The sequence below is a fragment of the Catenulispora sp. GAS73 genome, from assembly GCF_041262085.1.
Taxonomy (GTDB): domain Bacteria; phylum Actinomycetota; class Actinomycetes; order Streptomycetales; family Catenulisporaceae; genus Catenulispora.
Genome location: NZ_JBGCCM010000007.1, coordinates 121,957 through 138,633, shown reverse-complemented (window position 1 = coordinate 138,633; position 16,677 = coordinate 121,957). Strand labels below are relative to the sequence as shown.

General features: G+C 68.7%; 7 protein-coding genes. 5 read left to right on the top strand and 2 right to left on the bottom strand.

Features of this window, described 5'->3' with window-relative positions; translation table 11 throughout:
- Window position 1: 1 nt before the first annotated feature.
- Window positions 2–505, top strand: a complete 504-nt coding sequence (locus ABH935_RS12675) for an emopamil-binding family protein (RefSeq protein ID WP_370378047.1) — start codon at window positions 2–4, stop codon at window positions 503–505.
- Here the strand turns inward: ABH935_RS12675 and ABH935_RS12670 are convergent, their stop codons facing one another.
- Window positions 506–3,169, bottom strand: a complete 2,664-nt coding sequence (locus ABH935_RS12670) for a cell wall-binding repeat-containing protein (protein WP_370378046.1) — start codon at window positions 3,167–3,169, stop codon at window positions 506–508.
- Between the two features lie 458 nt (window positions 3,170–3,627).
- Here ABH935_RS12670 and ABH935_RS12665 point away from each other — a divergent pair, with 458 nt between their 5' ends.
- A complete protein-coding gene (locus tag ABH935_RS12665) occupies window positions 3,628–3,909 on the top strand; it encodes a hypothetical protein (protein ID WP_370378045.1) in 282 nt (93 codons plus the stop codon).
- 247 nt (window positions 3,910–4,156) lie between these two features.
- Window positions 4,157–7,405, top strand: coding sequence for a LamG-like jellyroll fold domain-containing protein (locus ABH935_RS12660; RefSeq protein WP_370378044.1), 3,249 nt, complete (start codon window positions 4,157–4,159; stop codon window positions 7,403–7,405).
- An 18-nt stretch (window positions 7,406–7,423) separates the two neighbouring features.
- Here ABH935_RS12660 and ABH935_RS12655 read toward each other — a convergent pair whose 3' ends face one another.
- Window positions 7,424–10,897, bottom strand: coding sequence for a CHAT domain-containing protein (locus ABH935_RS12655; RefSeq protein ID WP_370378043.1), 3,474 nt, complete (start codon window positions 10,895–10,897; stop codon window positions 7,424–7,426).
- Between the two features lie 160 nt (window positions 10,898–11,057).
- Here ABH935_RS12655 and ABH935_RS12650 point away from each other — a divergent pair, with 160 nt between their 5' ends.
- Window positions 11,058–12,233, top strand: a complete 1,176-nt coding sequence (locus ABH935_RS12650) for a toxin-antitoxin system YwqK family antitoxin (protein WP_370378042.1) — start codon at window positions 11,058–11,060, stop codon at window positions 12,231–12,233.
- Between the two features lie 260 nt (window positions 12,234–12,493).
- Window positions 12,494–16,603: a beta-galactosidase gene (locus tag ABH935_RS12645; RefSeq protein ID WP_370378041.1), complete on the top strand. Its 4,110-nt coding sequence runs from the start codon at window positions 12,494–12,496 to the stop codon at window positions 16,601–16,603.
- The last annotated feature ends 74 nt before the right edge of the window (window positions 16,604–16,677 follow it).

Here is a 16,677-nt window from a genome sequence, read left to right as displayed (position 1 = left end):
TATGGCCGACGCGGTGAACCTCCCCCTCCGGGAGCGCAAGATCGACGTCTTCTTCGCGGTCGTGTTCTCGGCGTTCGTGGTGACGTCCTGCATCAGCGACCTGCTGCCCACCGTCGGAGTCGACTTCTCGCACCCCGGCGGCAACTTCTTCGTCCGCTCCAACTACTGGTACGCCCACGACGCCGACCCGCTGTTCATGCACCCGCCGGACTGGATGCGCATCGTGACCGGACTCTCGGCCTTCGTCTACATGCCGTTCTACATCCTGCTCGTCGTAGCCCTGACCACCGGCCGCAACTGGATCCAACTGCCGTCGGTGATCTACGCCACGATGATCGTCACCCTGACCGGCATCGTCGTCTTCGGCGTGGAGTTCTTCGGCGAGTCCGCGACGCGCACCGGGAATCCGGCCAAGTTCCTGGCCTTCAACCTTCCCTACGTCCTGGTTCCGCTGCTGCTTCTGGTGCGGATGCGCAAGCCTGCGCCGTTCACTCGGAGGTTCTGATCAGCGTTCGACGCCGTGGATCTGCGCGGCGACCTGGTCCTCCGCCGACTGGGCGATCACGGAGGTGCCGCCGAAGATCTCCACACCGGTCAGCGTCGGCCCGAAGCCGTGGAGCTCGGCCAGCAGGCCGGCATCCGCTCTCGCCTTGTCGGTGAGCAGCAGCGGCTGGTGCGCGGTGGCGGCGAAGGCCCCGCCGGTGAGGGCGTCGGGGAAGTTGAAGGCGTAGGCGACGCCGGCCCCGGTCGGGGCATGGCCCAGGGCGGTGGTCACCGCGCCCGCGACCGCGGCGGCTGTGGCGAAGCGGTCACTTCCGGCCAGGCGGGTCACGGTCTTGCCGTGGGTGTCCAGCGTCGCCACCGCGTTGACCGCGGCGCCGCCGACGGCGTACAGCGTCTGCCGGCTCTTCAGGAACGCGGCCGTGGACGCGTCCAGGGCCGGGCCGCCGGACAGGACGATCGGCGCGTCGCGCAGTGCGCCGAGCGGGCCGGCGGCCAAGGCGTCCGGGAAGTCCTTGCCGGTGGCGACGATCGCCGAGGAGGTCGCACCGAACTGGGCCGCCACCGTCAGGGCGGTGCTGTAGCGGTCGGCGCCGGCGAGCCGGGTGACCGTGTAGCCGGCCTTGCGGAGCTGGGCCTCGATCTGCGGGGACACGGCACTGTCGCCGCCGAGGATGTAAATGGTCTTCTTCGTCCCCGGGCCGCCGAGGACGCGGTCGATCTCGGCCCGGGTCGCCGGGTCCAGAGCCTTCGGGTCGGTCAGGAGCAGCGGCCCGTTCTTGGTCGCGGCCAGCGGGACGCCGGCCAGGGCGTCCGGTGCCTGGTCGCCGCGGGCCAGGACGACGGCTGCGGCCTTGCCGGCACCCCACTGCGCCTGCGAGACGCGGCGGCCGGTGTCGTAACGGTCCGCGCCGCCGAGGCGCTGGACGACCGGAGCGGCCGCCGGGCCGCCGGGCGAACCGCCGTTGCCGCCTCCCGTACCGCCGCCCGGGCCGCCGCCGGTGCCCCCACCGGTCGAGCCGTTGCCCGTGGGTTCCCAGCCGCCCGGGGAGGGCGGCGAAGCGACCGGCGGGTTCTGGACGCCGCTGGCGCCGTCGTACGCCCACTGCCAGGCCCAGCCGCCGGGGTCGACCAGCGTCATGGTCGGCTTGGGGTCGGTGGTGCCCGCGGCGTAGGTGTGGGCCGCGCCGACGACGTGGTTTCCGGGGACGGCCGTCGAAGCCGGGCTGCCGTCGCCCCAGTCGACGGAGTACGACCCGGCCGGCGGATAGTCGCTCAGTCCGGCGGGAGATTGTGCCTCGATCCAGAAGCCGACGGAACCCGTCTGCGGGCGCGAAGCGATCACGATGTCGGGACGGGAGCGGGGTACCACCACGACGCCCGACGTGGTGGTACGACTCTGTCCCTGACTGTCGGTGACCGTGACGGTGACGGTGTAGTCGCCGTCGGCGGCGAAGGTGTGTGCCGCGGACGGGCTGTCCTGCACCCCGGACGTGTGGCCGTCGCCGAAGTCGAAGGCGTACTTCAGGCCGGTTCCCCAGAGGTCGCCGCTCTGCGTGGCGGTGAAGGTCCGGGTCCGGTAAGCCGAGTGGTCGGTGACGGTGGACGCGGTCAGGCCGACGCCGCCGATCCCGTTGGACTCGATCGCGCCGCGGTCCCGGGAACTCGTGCCGGACACGCCCGGGTACGCGACGGGCCCGTTGCCGTAGAAGTCAGTGGCCGGAATGCCCGGCGCGTTCGGGTCGGCCGAGTCGATCACCGGCGAGCCGGCCATGGGCTCGACGTAGAACGGGTAGAGCCCGGTCCCGCCGAGGTTCGGGCTGGTGGCCAGGTCGTGCGGTCCCGGGGTGACCGACGTGGTGCCGGATATCCCCGGGGACATGTTGTAGTCCTCGACGAGACCGGTCGCCGCGCTCTCGGCGATGGTGGTGCTCTCGCCGATGATGTTGTTCTCCACGACCGCGTCGGTCGAGGTCCCGCGCACTTCGAGTTGTCCGGACGGGACCGTGTCGTTGACGATCCTGGCCCGCGGGGAGTCCCAGACGCTCAGCACCGGACCGCCGCCCGGACCGGTCACGATGTCGTCGGTGACGGTCGCGTCGGCGGAGCCGGCGGACAGGGTGAGTCCCGGCCACATCACGTTCCTGGTGATGACCGAATCAGTGGTCGCCGTCAGCTGGACCCACGCACCGAACTGGTCGTCGGCGAGCGTGATCCGGCTGGAGTTCTCGGCGGTCAGTCCGTCGGTCAGGGCGAAGCCCTGGAAGACCACGTCGTGCACGCCGTTCAGGTCGATCGCGTTGTGGCTGCCGAACGGTGTGTGGATCGCGATGCTGTGCGACGTGGCCTTGATGGTGATCGGCGCGCCCGGTGTCCCCGACGGCGGCGTGATCGGCGCGGTCGGGGTGTAGCCGCCGACGGTGTCGCCGCCCACGAGCACCGTGGCGCCCGGTCCGGCGGTCGCCACCGCCGCCTCGATGGTGCAGAACGGCGTCGTCTGGCTGCCGGCGCCGGCGCCGGTGTCGGTGCAGTTCTGTCCGGGGGTGTTGTCGACGTGGATCGTCCCGGAGTTGCCCGCCGCGTGCGCTGCCGTCGGGACCAGGCCCATGCCGGTGGCCGCAGCCAACGTCGACAGCGCTATGGAGGTGATGCGACGGGTGCGTGCCATGTGATTCCCCCGTGGTCCTTTGAAATTTGACGCGCACAGAGTACCCGACGCGACAGGCGATCAGACAGGTGGTTCGAGTGGCTGGCCTGAACCGGTGCTGCACTCGGCGGCATCAGGGGTTCCCCTACGGTCGCGATCAGCGCGTCCTGCAGGCTGACGAGATATCGATCGCGCGTGCCCTCCTCGCCGTCCCCGACGGGAGTTTCCAATAGCCGAGCGGATCGCGGATCGCGGCAGCCGGATCGCCGTGATCCGGTACCAGGGCTGCTCGGGGATTTCGCAGGACGGCAAGGTCGGCACCAACACCTGGTACCAGCTGCGTAACAACGCCTACTGCTGAGCGCATTCTGCTCAGCGCCTGCTTCCAGCCGACGGCCGGTTGTCCCGAGTGGGGCTCGGGGCAACCGGCCGATCGCAGTTTCCATTCTTCCGGCCGATGTCGGAAGGGGCACACCGCCGTGACCGTATTCCACCACATCAGCCGCCTGCGGGCGCTCATCGTCGCCGCGGCACCGGCTGCCGCAGGCGTCAACCCGGTCGCCCAAGCTCAAGCCGCACCACTGCCGCCGACGATCCCGACCGCCGACGGCATCACCCGGAAGTCCGTCACCACCATCGCGGCGTCCTCCATCGGCACCGGCGGCCACGACTGGACCGCGTCCAGCAACGACCCCAGCGATTTCCTGGAGTACATGTACGGGAGCGGGCCTGCGACGCGTTCTTGCGGGACCGGGGCTTGATACGGGAGCTGAGACACGGACCGGGCGGCGTGCTGTCGCAGCAGGCTGAGTCAAGACTGAGTAAAGAGTTCTTGACGGCTTGTGTTCGAAGTTGTTCGCTGACGTCCTGTACAACGTTGTAATAGCGAACAGATCACGACAGCGTCGCCGCCCGATCGTTTCGGGAAGGAAAAGCCTGATGCCCGTCCACAGCCATCGGCCACCCCGTACGCCATCCCCTCGAACACTGCGTCTGTCGGCCGTGTTCATGGCCCTCGCCGTCGTCTTCGGCCTGTGTCTGCCGGCTTCCGCCGCGACGAGCGCAGGCACGTCGACGGAGTACCCGGGCCTCGAAGCCCAGTACGGCCCCGCCACAGGCACGCCCGGAGGCAGCGACTGGACTCTGGGGCCGGTGAAGAACACCATCGTCGACCCCGACATCGACTTCTCGAACCTTCTGCCGCGCCTGCAACAGTTCGCCGGCGGGCCCACTGACGCCGGGATCCAGTGGAGCGGCGTCATCCACGTGCCGACGACCGGCAGCTACACCTTCCAGTGGTACGGCGACAACGGCTTCCGGATGACGATCGACGGCAGCTCCGTGATCAACCACTGGGTCGACGACTGGAACGTCCCGATCACCGCGACCGTGAACCTCACCGCGGGCGAGCACACCTTGCAGGCGCAGTACTTCCAGGACTTCGGCGGCGCGTCCGCGCAGCTGTCCTGGGCTCCGCCCGGCCAGTCGATGACACCGGTCCCGGCCTCGGCCTTCACATTGCCGCCGGGTTACGTCCCGACCCTGACCGACGCCTCGCTCTCGACCGACGGCACGCGGGTCCGGATGACGTTCAGCAAGCCGCTGGCCGCCTGGCCGACGACGGCGACCAGCCACCTGAGCGTCGCCGGGTTCCCCATCTCCTCGGCAGCGCTGGACCCGGCCGATCCCGCGACGCTCGTGGTCGTCCTCGGCGGCCCGCTCTACAAGACTTGGACCGACCTCACGGTCGGCTATGACGGCACCGGCGGTGCCGACTACGCCGACGGCTCGGTTGTCCCGCTGTTCTACAGCGGTCTGGCGAACACCTCGACGGCGAACATGACCACACCGTGGGCCTCGCAGGTCAACCCGAACAATCCGCTGCCGGACTACCCCCGCCCGCAGATGACGCGGGAGCGGTGGCAGTCGCTCAACGGCAAGTGGGGTTTCGAGGGGCTGTCTGAGAGCACCGGCGCCACCGACGTCCAGAAGCCGCCGGCGAGCAACGTGCACCTGACCGGTTCGATCGTCGTGCCCTATCCGATGGAGTCGGAGCTGTCCGGCGTCCAGCAGCACTACGACTACTCCTTCTACCGCCGTACGTTCACCGTCCCGGCCTCGTGGCGCACCGACGGTCAGCGGGTCGTGCTCAACTTCGGCGCCGTCAACTACCAGACGACGGTCTGGGTGAACAACGTCCAGGTGGCCACGCACACCGGCGGCTACCTGCCCTTCAGCGCCGACATCACCGCGGCGCTCAAGGGCTTCGGGCCGCAGCAGATCACTGTGGGTGTCACCAACACAGACGCCCCCAACCAGCCCCAGGGCAAGCAGCAGCTCAATCCGTCAGGGATCTTCTATACCGCGTCGAGCGGCATCTGGCAGACCGTGTGGCTGGAGCCGACCTCGGCGAAGCGGCTCGACCAGGTCGTGTTCACCCCGAACCTGCCGAGCGCGCCGAGTACGGCGAACGCCTCGGTCACCGTGGACGCCGTCAGCGGCACGTCGGCCGGCGGCCGGGTCCACGTGACCATCACTGACGGCCGGCGGGTCGTGGCCGAGGGCACCGGGACGGCGAACACGCCGTTCACCATCCCGTTGGCCAATCCGCGGCTGTGGTCCCCGTCCGATCCGTTCCTGTACCGCGCGACGGTGACGCTCACCGACGGGTGGTCGTGGGACCGGGTCGGTTCGTACTTCGGCGAGCGCACGGTGAGCACCGGGACGGTGAACGGGGTCAGCAAGATCCTGCTGAACGGCACGCCGACCTTCGTCGACGCGACCCTCGACCAGGGGTTCTGGCCGGACGGCATCTACACCGCGCCGACCGACGCCGCCCTGAAGTGGGACGTCACCGAGACCAAGGCGATGGGCTTCAACGCCATCCGCAAGCACATCAAGGTCGAGCCGGCGCGGTGGTACTACGACGCCGACACCACCGGGATGCTCGTGCTCCAGGACATGCCGTCGATGAGCGCCGGCTACACCCCGACCCCGGCGGACGACACCGCGTTCCGGTCCCAGCTGCACCAGATGGTTCAGGACCTGCGCGGGGAGACGTCGATCATCTCGTTCGAGCCCTACAACGAGGGCTGGGGCCTGGACCGGAACACGGTGTCCACCGCGGTCGGCGAGGTCAAGCTCGCCGCCGCGCAGGTGCACGCCGACGACCCGAGCCGGCTCGTGGACGCCGAGTCGGGCTTCAACTGCTGCGGCAGCGTGAACACCGACACCGGCGCCGGCGACGTCATCGACTGGCACACCTACACCGGCCCGGCCGACCCGCAGCCCGACACCGCAGACAACCGCGCCGCCATCGACGGCGAGCACGGTGGCTGGGGCCTCGCGATCCCGGCCCACGACTGGGACCAGGGCTTCATCAACTACGCGGGCGCCGCCGACAGCACCCAGCTGACCCAGAAGTTCGTGCAGACGGCCGACGCGGTCCGCGTGGAGGCGCAGTGCCAGCTGTCCGGCAGCGTCTACACCCAGCTGACCGACGTGGAGGGCGAAGTCAACGGCCTGTGGACCTACGACCGCCGCGAACCGAAGATGGACGTGTCCCAGCTCGCGGCCGCCAACGCCAAGGTGATCGCGGCCGGCAGCACCGCTGGCGACTGCGGCCAGAACGTCGTCAGCAAGGCCGGCCACTGGCCGCTCGCCGACGGATCCGGAAGCGTCGCCAAAGACACGTCCGGCAACGGCGACGACGCGACCCTCCCGAACGGCGGCACCTGGACCACCTCCGGCCCGAACGGCGGCGGCCTGCAACTGAACGGCACCGACCAGTACGCGCAGACGCAGGGACCGCTACTCAACAGCACCGGCAGCTACACCGTCGCGGCCTGGGTCAACCTGACCAAGAAGGGCGCCTTCGCCACCGCCGTCAGCGAGGACGGCACGGTGAACAGCGTGTTCTTCCTCCAATACGACGCCGCCGACGACCGCTTCGCGTTCAGCAACGCGAACGCCCGCGCAGTCGCCAACAGCGGCCCCAACGGCACATCCCCGACGACGGGCACGTGGTACCACCTCGTCGGCGTCCGCGACGCGACGGCGAACACCATGTCCATCTACGTCAACGGCACCCTCGCCGGCACGACAACCGTCGCACCGGCAGACATGGCCACCGGCGGCCTGGCTATCGGGCGCGCGAAGTTCGGCGCGCAACAGGTGGACTTCTGGCCGGGGAGCCTGGACGACGTGCAGGTCTTTCCGACGGCGCTGACGGCTGGTCAGGTGTCTGGGCTGGGGTGATGGGGCCGCCTCTTCGGCTCAGGGGCCGGTGTGGGTGTAGGGCGCCCACAGGCTCGGGCTGGTCGGATGCTTGGCACGCACGGTGCGGACCGCGTGGTGCAGGGCTTCAGCCGCGCGCTTCGTGTTCAGCGTGGTGCCTTCTTCCGCAAGCCGGGTGTAGACATCGACGGCCAGGTCGGCGGCAATGAGGTCGTCGACCGGCCAGAGGCTGCCGATGACGTGGCGGTAGCCGAGGAGGTGGAACGCGCCGGTCAGGTGCAGCGCCTCGTCGGCGAGTTGGGGTGCGGTGACGCTGGTGTTGCAGGCGGACAGATAGGCGAGGTCCGCACTGAATTCGAGCTGGACCAGGTCGGCCACGGTCAGGGGAGCGGTCTCGTGGTCGGCCAGGAGCAGCCGGCTCTGTCTGGGACGCTTGCGGTCGGCATCGCCGTGACACGCGAAGTGCGCGATCCGGTACTTCGGCAACGCGTCGAGGGCTTCGGCGCGTGTGGGGCTGGACAGCACGTGCGCATCGGGGAGCAGGGATATGAGAGCACTGGCTTCGCGCTCGGCTCCCGGCAGCGGGGCTCCGGGGGTGTCCGGAACAGCGATGATCAGGGGCGTGGCGACGGGGGCGCCGCCGGTTTGGCCGGTCGGGTCGGCGGAAGCATCAGCGGTCGCCGCGGCGCGCAGCGCGAGCAGCGTCGGAGTGTACGAGGAGACGACGCGGTCGAGGACGGTACGTCGGCCCCCGGGACGGTCGGCGGGGTCGTCATGGTGGCCCGCGGCGTGCAACGGCAGTTCCGCGGTCACACCGACCGGGCACCACCAGATCCTCGGCCACTCGGCGTGGTCATCCGCCGTTTCGTGCTCGCCGCGGTCAGGGGTGGCTCGAAAGCCGAGCGCGGTCAGCACCGGCTCGGCGATCGCGTCCCACTGCCAGGCCAGCACCTGCATGATCTCCTGCTCTGGGTCAGCGCGCTGCGCGGGGCTCAGATCCCGACTGACCGCCCTCTGCCTGGCGTTCCAGAGCACCACGCTGTGCTCGACCACTGCGGCGTGGTGCATGTCAGGCAGTGGAACGTGCCGGATGATCTCCGTCCCGTCTCCGGTGATAATCAGCGCGTCACAACGTTCGGGAGTGCAGACCACGAGGACGACCGGGCCCGCCTGAGCGCACGTGGCCAGTTCGGTCAGGCCGGGCCGCAGGAAGTCTTCGAAGGTCGGCAGGGCTCGAATTCGGCTGAGGACGTCCTCGATCTTCGCGCGAGTCTCATCGCGCTGCTGAGCTAGGTGCTGCTTGGCAGCCGCAGTCGCGAGTACCTGTATCTCCGTGACCGACGCGGATTCGGGACCCTGATCGAGGGCGGCCAGTGTCCCGCGCGCCGAATCAAGGCTCTGTGCCAGTTCGGGGTGCGCGGCACGCAGCCGGGCCGACTCGCCGCCGCGCAGGGCCAGAGCCTCGGCGACCAGTACCCCGCGGGCGCGTTCGAGCAGTTCCACCGCCCGCTCGGCCCGTCCGGCAGCGAGCGCGATGGCGGCAGCCTGCGCGGGCAACCCGTCGAGAAGTGCCATGCGGGATTCCCGGTCCGAGCGGACCAGACTGGCCGGTGCGAGTTGGTCGATCAACTCCACCACACGCTCAATCGCCTCCAACGCGGCCTCGAACGCGCCCGCAGCGAGGTCCAAGCGGGCTTGCTCGCGTCCGGCTTGGATCCGCACAAGTGTGGAGGCGGAGGCAAGGTGCGTAGCCTCTCGGAAACGGTTTCGCGCCTCCTCAAGGAGATCTGCGTTCGTGTCGCGCTCTGCCGCGAGGGTCTGCAAGGCGAGTCCGAGATTGCATAGCCGGACGGCACGAAACGGGTCGTTTTCCGGTGTGTTGAGAGCCACGGCCCGCAGCGCCGCGACAGCGGTTTCTCCGATTTCTGGGCGCTTGTCGAACTTGAAGATGGCCAGTGCCATCGCCGCGCGGTTGCTCAGGATGAGCAGACGACTGGGATGGTCGGGAGGAACGAGAGCTTCTGCTTGTTCGAGATAGGAGTACGCGAGCGCGAATCCTTCCCGAATGCCAGTGTGTTCGGCCAACAGCATGGTCGCATAGGCGAGGTCGTTGAGTCTTCCGGCGCGGTCAGGGTGCCCTTCCGGCGTTGCCTCTAGTGCTTTGACCAGTACGCGGCCTGCCTCGCCCAGCGCGGTCTCCAGGCCAGTGCTCTGATATGCCGTCCGCAATATATTGCCCAGTGTGACCAGTACGGCGCCACGGTTGGCCATCTCTTCGGGCATCGCCTCCACCGCTGCCCGTGCCTGCGCGACCGCTTCCAGTATCGCGTCCGAGCGCCCCGTGGTCTCGAACTGGCGTTGCAGGGCGGTCACGAGATTCGTGGCCCGAACAACGAGCGCGGGATGGCCCGCAGGCGTCGCCGCGACCGAGTCGTGGCCCGCCTTGACCGCCTCGGTGAGTAATTCCCGGTCCCCGGTGCGTTCGAAGGCCTCTCGCAACGCGATGCTCAGATTGCTGAGATGGTCGGGCCGCAGCGTGTCGCCGATGGGCGTCGCGGCCACGGCGGCCCGGCCGGCGTCCACCGCTTCGGCGAGTAGCTCGGTCTGCCCCGTGTACTTGTAGAGCAGGCGCGCCATCGCGCCGAAGTCGCTGAGCATCGAGGTGCGGCGAGGATGGTCCGCGGGGATAGCCGCAAGGCCGGCTCGGCCCAGATCCAATGACTCAGTCAGCAGCTCCACATCTCCCGTGGACTCGCCCAACCGATGCAGCGCGGTTGCCAGGGTGCTCAGCCGGATACCGCGTTCCGGGTGGTCCTCGGGTGTGGCCGCCACCGCCGCCCGGCCAGCTTCGACCGCCTCCCGCAACACTGTCATGTCCCCAGTCCGCTCAAAGAGGTTCCGGAGCACATTCACGAGATTGGTCTGCCACCGCGCCCGATCCGGATGGTCCGCCGGTACGACGGCAACGGCGTTCCGGCTCGCTTCGATCGCTTCGTGCAGCACCGACAACTCCCCGGTGCGTTTGAACAGCAGCTGCAGCACGTTCCCGAGATTGGTCAATCGCGCCGCACGATCCACAGGATCCTTAGTGGCGATACTTTCAGAGCGTCGGTGCATCGCTAGCGCTTCATCGAGCGCTTTCATTCGGCCGGTGGAGTCATAGCGTGTCAACGACACATTCCCCAGCAGCGTCAATACCGATGCGTAGCAGGGGTCTCCTGGGAGCGCACGTGCCAAGGCGTCGCGGCCGAGATGTTCCGCCTCGTCGAGTAGCTGGACCTGGCCGGTGCGATCGAACAGTTGATTGATGCAGATCCCAGCAAGGGTCTGTACCAGGGCGCGCTCCGCGAAGTCGTGGGGCATTGCGGCAATCGACGCACGGAAGTATTCGGCCGCCTGCTCGGCGATCTCGGTCCGACCGTTGACTTGATACTCCGCATCCAGCCGGACAGCTTCCTGGGCGAGCGCGATCGGGTCGGTCGGGTCGATCGGTGGGTCCTGATGCGTTGCCATGCATGCTCCTGACGGACCCGCGCCGAACGAACGCCGTGGGCACAGGCCGGTAGCTTGTCGCTCCGATGATGCCGCTTCTCTGGTGATCGGGTGGGTGATGGCTGTGTTCTCGTTGCATGAGGCGAACCGGATTGTGTCGGCGCCGGGTTCGCGTAGGGCGGTGTACTCGGTTGAGGACGCGGCCGGAGTTGTGCGGGAGACGTTGGCGCATCTGGAGCAGGAGGGCCTGACCGAGGCGCTGTTTCCGGCGCTGATATCCGCCCCTTCGGTCGACGACGACCCGGATCTCGCGCCGGTGCTCGGCGCGTGTGGGCCACGTTTGCTCACACGGGACGGCATCGCGATCCTGCCGCCCGAGCGGCGGTTCAACTGCGTGCGCGGCGGTCAGGTCTACCGCATCTTCGCCGCGGGTCGGTGGACCAACGGGGTCAACGGGTATGCGCTGGCTCCCAGTGATTGGCGGCCCGGACTGGCGGTCTGGGGCTACAGCGAGGGTGGTTCGTATCAGGAGACCGAGTGGGGTTCGGTGGCCGAGTGGCTGATCGAATTCGTGGCGCCGTTGCGCAAATTCACCGCAGGCGCGGCCGATCCAGCACAGCGGGCACAGCTGATCGATGAGTGGCGTGAAAAGGGGGCGAGTCAGTGGTCGTCGATCGAGGGTGACCTCGGGTTGCCGGAGCCTCGGCCCGACTGGGGTCCCGCGACCCGGTGGCACGACTCCTCCATAGACCAGCAGGGCCATCTCGAACGGGAAGGCGCCTACGTCGACGGTGCCGCGCACGGTCTCTTCCGCTTCTTCGACGAGCGGGGCAGCCTGCTGCAGGAAGGCGAGTACGAATACGGCTGGCCGCAAGGCCGCTGGACCGTCCATCCGGCGGCGACCGTAGGACTGGCCGAAGCGGCGCATGTCGAATACGACCAGGGCGTGCCGGTCGACTGGTCAGTACCGCCGCTGGCGTTCGACACCGTCCGCCTAGTCCGCGAGGACGGCGCACCGACCACGCTCGCCGAACTCGCGCGAAGCAGCCGCGCCGTGGTCCTGATCGACTGCGCCGACCAACCGGTGCACGCACTGCCCGAGCGGGTCGTGAACGAAGTTGCAGAGCTGCCAGACCTGCTGGTTCTCGGCGTCCATCCGAACACCGCCAGTTCTGGCCGGATCGGCGAACGTGCAGTGGACGTTCTGGCGGACCCGACCGGCGGTCTGGCCCGCGCCTACGGCCTCACCCCGGACAAGTTGCACGCCGTCACCTACCTCACCGTCGAAGGCGGCTTCCGCGGTGCCGCCCGCCGGGAGTACGCGCGGTTCAAGCATCTGCTGGCCGACGACGAGTGACAGGTCGGCGAGTAGTCAGTTGGCATGTGCCCGAATTATCCCCATGAGCGCCCTGAAACATCGGCGTCATGCTCTGGACAGCGGCTCTGCGGCGCACTATACATACCCAACACAAGGGAACGCTCGATCACATAACTCATCAACTTTCTTCACAACCGCGCGACACGCTTCTTGGGCGGGAATGACGCATGAGACTTCGGGTGAACAGTCCGTCGCGCCTTCGGCGCACAGGCCGGACGCTGGCAGCAGCCGGCACTGTCATGGCCCTGATATTCGGGTCCGTCGGTGGTGCGCACGCCACGCCGACACAGAACGCTGATCTCGCGCAGGCGACGACCGCAGCGACCACAGCGTCCCCGCCGGCCACACCGCCCGCCGAGACCCCCCACACGGTCACCTACGACGGCTACTCCTTCCTCGTCGACGGCACCCGCACCGCCCTGTGGTCGGGCGAGTTCCACTACTTCCGCCTCCCCAGCCCCAGCCTCTGGCTGGACATTTTCCAGAAGATGAAGGCCGCCGGCTTCAACGCCACCTCCCTGTACTTCGACTGGGGATACCACTCGCCGGCGCCGGGGGTGTACGACTTCACCGGTGTGCGGAACGTCGACGAGCTGCTGGACATGGCGCAGCAGGCCGGGCTGTACGTGATCGCGCGGCCCGCGCCCTACATCAACGCCGAGGTCGACGGCGGCGGGCTGCCGGCGTGGCTGGGTACGAAGAACGTGCACAACCGCACCGACGACCCGGCGTTCCTGTCCTACGCCGACCAGTGGCTCACCCAGATCGACGCGATCCTGGCCCGGCACCAGCTCACCAACGGCACCGGCACCGTCATCGCCTACCAGGTCGAGAACGAGTACTACAACGGCTCGACGACCGGCCACGCCTACATGCAGCACCTTGAGGACAAGGCGCGCGCCGACGGCATCACCGTGCCGCTGACCGGCAACAACAACGGCACGTTCACCAGCGGCACCGGCGCCTTGGACGTCGACGGCCCCGACTCCTACCCGCAGGGCTTCGACTGCTCGAACCCGAGCTCGTGGAACGGCGTCCCGGACATCAGCTACGACCACCCGGCCGGCAAGCCGCTGTACTCCCCGGAGTTCCAGGGCGGCGCCTTCGACCCCTGGGGCGGCCCGGGCTACGACAAGTGCGCCCAGCTGATCAACGATCAGTTCGCTGACGTCTTCTACAAGAACAACATCGCCAACGGCGCCACCGCGCAGAGCTTTTACATGACCTACGGCGGCACCAACTGGGGCTGGCTCGGCGAGCCCGAGAACTACACCTCCTACGACTACGGCGCGGCGATCCGGGAGACCCGGCAGCTCGACCCGAAGTACTACGAGGACAAGCTGATCGGCGACATGCTCGCCTCGACGCCGGACCTGACCAAGACCGACCGCATCGAGACCGCCGCGCCGAGCGACAGCGCGATCGTCGACACCGCGCGGCGCAACCCCGACACCGGTGCCCAGTTCCACGTGCTGCGGCACTCGGACTCGACCTCGACCGCGCTGGACAACACGCACATCGCCATCGACTTCAACGCGCGCCTGGCCGGCCAGTACACATACGACGACGCCGATCCGGCCCTGCAGTACACCGGCTCCTGGTCGCACGTCGCCAACCAGAGCTACACCGGCAGCGACTACAAGAACACTGAGTCGTTCTCCAACACCGCTGGCGACTCGCTCACGGTTCCGTTCACCGGTACCGCGATCCGCTGGATCGGCTCGAAGACCAACAACCACGGCTACGTCGACGTCTACCTCGACGGCGTCAAGCAGGCCACCGTCGACTGCTCCGGAGGCCAGAGCCAGGCCGTGCTCTACCAGGCCACCGGCCTGAGCGCGGGGCCGCACACGCTCAAGATCGTCGTGGACGGCAGCCACGCCTCCGGCTCGACCGACAACTTCGTCTCCGTGGACGCCATCGACCTGCCGCCGGCGGCGACCAGTCCGACGTACCCGAGCGTCCCCCAGGAGCCCGGCACCGCGATCACCCTCAACGGCCGCGAGTCGGATCTGCTGCTCGCGGACACCAAGCTCGGCGACTCGCGGTTGCAGTACTCGACCTCGCAGCTGATGAGTTCGCAGACCATCGGCGGCCGTGATGTCGCCGTGCTCTACGGAGATCAGGGCACTGACGGCGAGACGGTGCTGCGGTACACCAGCCAGCCGAACGTCCAGAGCAGCGGCGGCGCGGTCAAGGTGACGTGGGACGCCGCCAGCGGCGACCTGCGGCTGAACTACAAGCACGACGGCCTGACCCGGGTGACCGTCAGCGGCGGCGGCTCGCGGCCGTTGCTGCTCCTGCTCGCCGACAAGCCGACCGCCGAGACCTTCTGGACGCAGACCACCGCCGCTGGGCCGGTCCTCGTGCGCGGCACGCATCTGCTGCGCACCGCGACCAGCCTCGACGGCGGCCGCGTCCTCAGCCTGACCGGCGACAACGGCACCGACCCCGACATTGAGGTGTTCAGCTCGGCCCGATCGGTGGTCTGGAACGGGCATGACGTCCACGCCGAGGCCTCGTCCACCGGCAGCCTTGTCGGCACAATAGCCACGGCGGCGGCGGTCACCCTGCCCGCGCTCACCGACTGGAAGGTCCAGGCCGAGTCTCCGGAGGCCCAGCCCGGCTTCGACGACTCGACGTGGCAGGTCGCGGACAAGACCACCACCAACAGCGTCACCGGCATCGGCTCGCTGCCGGTTCTGTACGCCGACGACTACGGGTTCCACACCGGCAGCACCTGGTACCGCGGCAGGTTCAGCTACTCCGCGGCGGCCACCGGCATCCATCTGGTCTCTGATTCGGGAGGCGGCGCGCAGGCCTTCTCGGTCTGGCTCAACGGGACCTTCCTCGGCAGTTCCACCAATGGCAGCGGCGACTTCACCTTCCCCGCCGGGTCGTTGAAGCAGAGCGGGGACAACATCGTCTCGGTGCTCACCGTGAACATGGGGCACGAGGAGGACTACAACTCCAGCAACAACAACACCTCCGCGCGCGGCCTGACCGGTGCCTCGCTCATCGGCTCCGCGCTGACGTCGGTGACGTGGCGGCTGCAGGGCGTCCGCGGTGGCGAGCAGGAGATCGACCCCGTGCGCGGTCCGCTGTCGGCCGGCGGCCTGTACGGCGAGCGTGCCGGCTGGCAGCTGCCCGGTTTCGACGACGCCTCGTGGAAGCCGGTGAACCTGCCCGCGAAGGACACCACGCCGGGGGTCGCCTGGTACCGGACGAACGTGAACCTCGATCTGCCGAAGGGGCAGGACACGTCGATCGGTCTCACCATCGCCGACGATCCGTCGCGGCAGTACCGCGCGGAGCTGTACGTCAACGGCTGGATGGTCGGCAACTACGTCAACTATCTCGGTCCGCAGCACAGCTTCCCGATTCCCAACGGGATCCTGAAGACCGACGGGAACAACACGATCGCGGTCGCGGTGTGGAACCTCGACGGCAGCACCGGCGGGCTCGGCAAGATCTCGCTCACCGACTACGGCAGCTACGCGTCCTCGCTGAAGGTCGACCCGGTCGACAGCCCGCGTTACAACAAGGCGACGTACGCGATGCCCGAGGCGCCCGGCGTGACCGCGAGCCTCAAGGTCCCCGACACCGCTCAGCCCGCGACCGCCTTCACCGCCACCGCGACGGTCTCGGTCCCGGCCGGACGGTCCCGCGCGACCGGCCTCACCCCGGCGCTGAACCTTCCGGCCGGCTGGACGGCCAGTACGCCGAGCCCGGCTTCGATCAGTTCCCTGAAACCGGGGCAGTCGGCGACGTTCACCTGGACCGTGACGCCGTCGGCAGGCAGCCAACCTTCAGCCTCCGCGCTCACCGCGACGGTCGGCTACACGCAGAGGGGCAAGGCCGGCACGGCGAAGGACGAACGCATCATCGGCTACTACGTGCCGCCCCCGACAGGCCGGGACTACATCAGCGACCTGTCGTTCATCGGCGCCACCAACGGCTGGGGACCGGTCGAGCGCGACATGAGCAACGGCGAGCAGGCGGCGGGGGACGGGCACACCATCACCATCAACGGCGCGACCTCCGCCAAGGGCCTGGGCACCAACGCGGTCAGCGACGTGAAGGTCTACCTCGGCGGCCACTGCACCACCTTCACCGCCTCGGTGGGCGTGGACGACGAGACCGCCGGCGCCGGCACCGTCACCTTCAGCGTGCTGGCCGACGGCGCGACCCGGACCACCACCCCGGTGATCCACGGACACCAGGCGGCCACGAGCCTGTCCGTCGACGTGACCGGCGCGCAGGTCCTCGACCTGGTGGTCGGCGACGGCGGCGACGGCAACGCGCACGACCACGGGGACTGGGGAGGGGCGCAGATCACCTGCTCGTGAGGTGCGGGGGCCTGATCGGTGTCGGGCGTCGGGCGGCGATCAATCGCATTGATCGGCGCCAGGCGCCAGTTATT

Excerpts from the sequence above, each read along its gene's own strand:
- ABH935_RS12670 (WP_370378046.1), bottom strand. The coding sequence starts at position 3,169 with ATGGCACGCACCCGTCGCATCACCTCCATAGCGCTGTCGACGTTGGCT.
- ABH935_RS12645 (WP_370378041.1), top strand. The coding sequence starts at position 12,494 with ATGGCCCTGATATTCGGGTCCGTCGGTGGTGCGCACGCCACGCCGACA.
- ABH935_RS12675 (WP_370378047.1), top strand. The coding sequence starts at position 2 with ATGGCCGACGCGGTGAACCTCCCCCTCCGGGAGCGCAAGATCGACGTC.
- ABH935_RS12655 (WP_370378043.1), bottom strand. The coding sequence starts at position 10,897 with ATGGCAACGCATCAGGACCCACCGATCGACCCGACCGACCCGATCGCG.
- ABH935_RS12660 (WP_370378044.1), top strand. The coding sequence starts at position 4,157 with ATGGCCCTCGCCGTCGTCTTCGGCCTGTGTCTGCCGGCTTCCGCCGCG.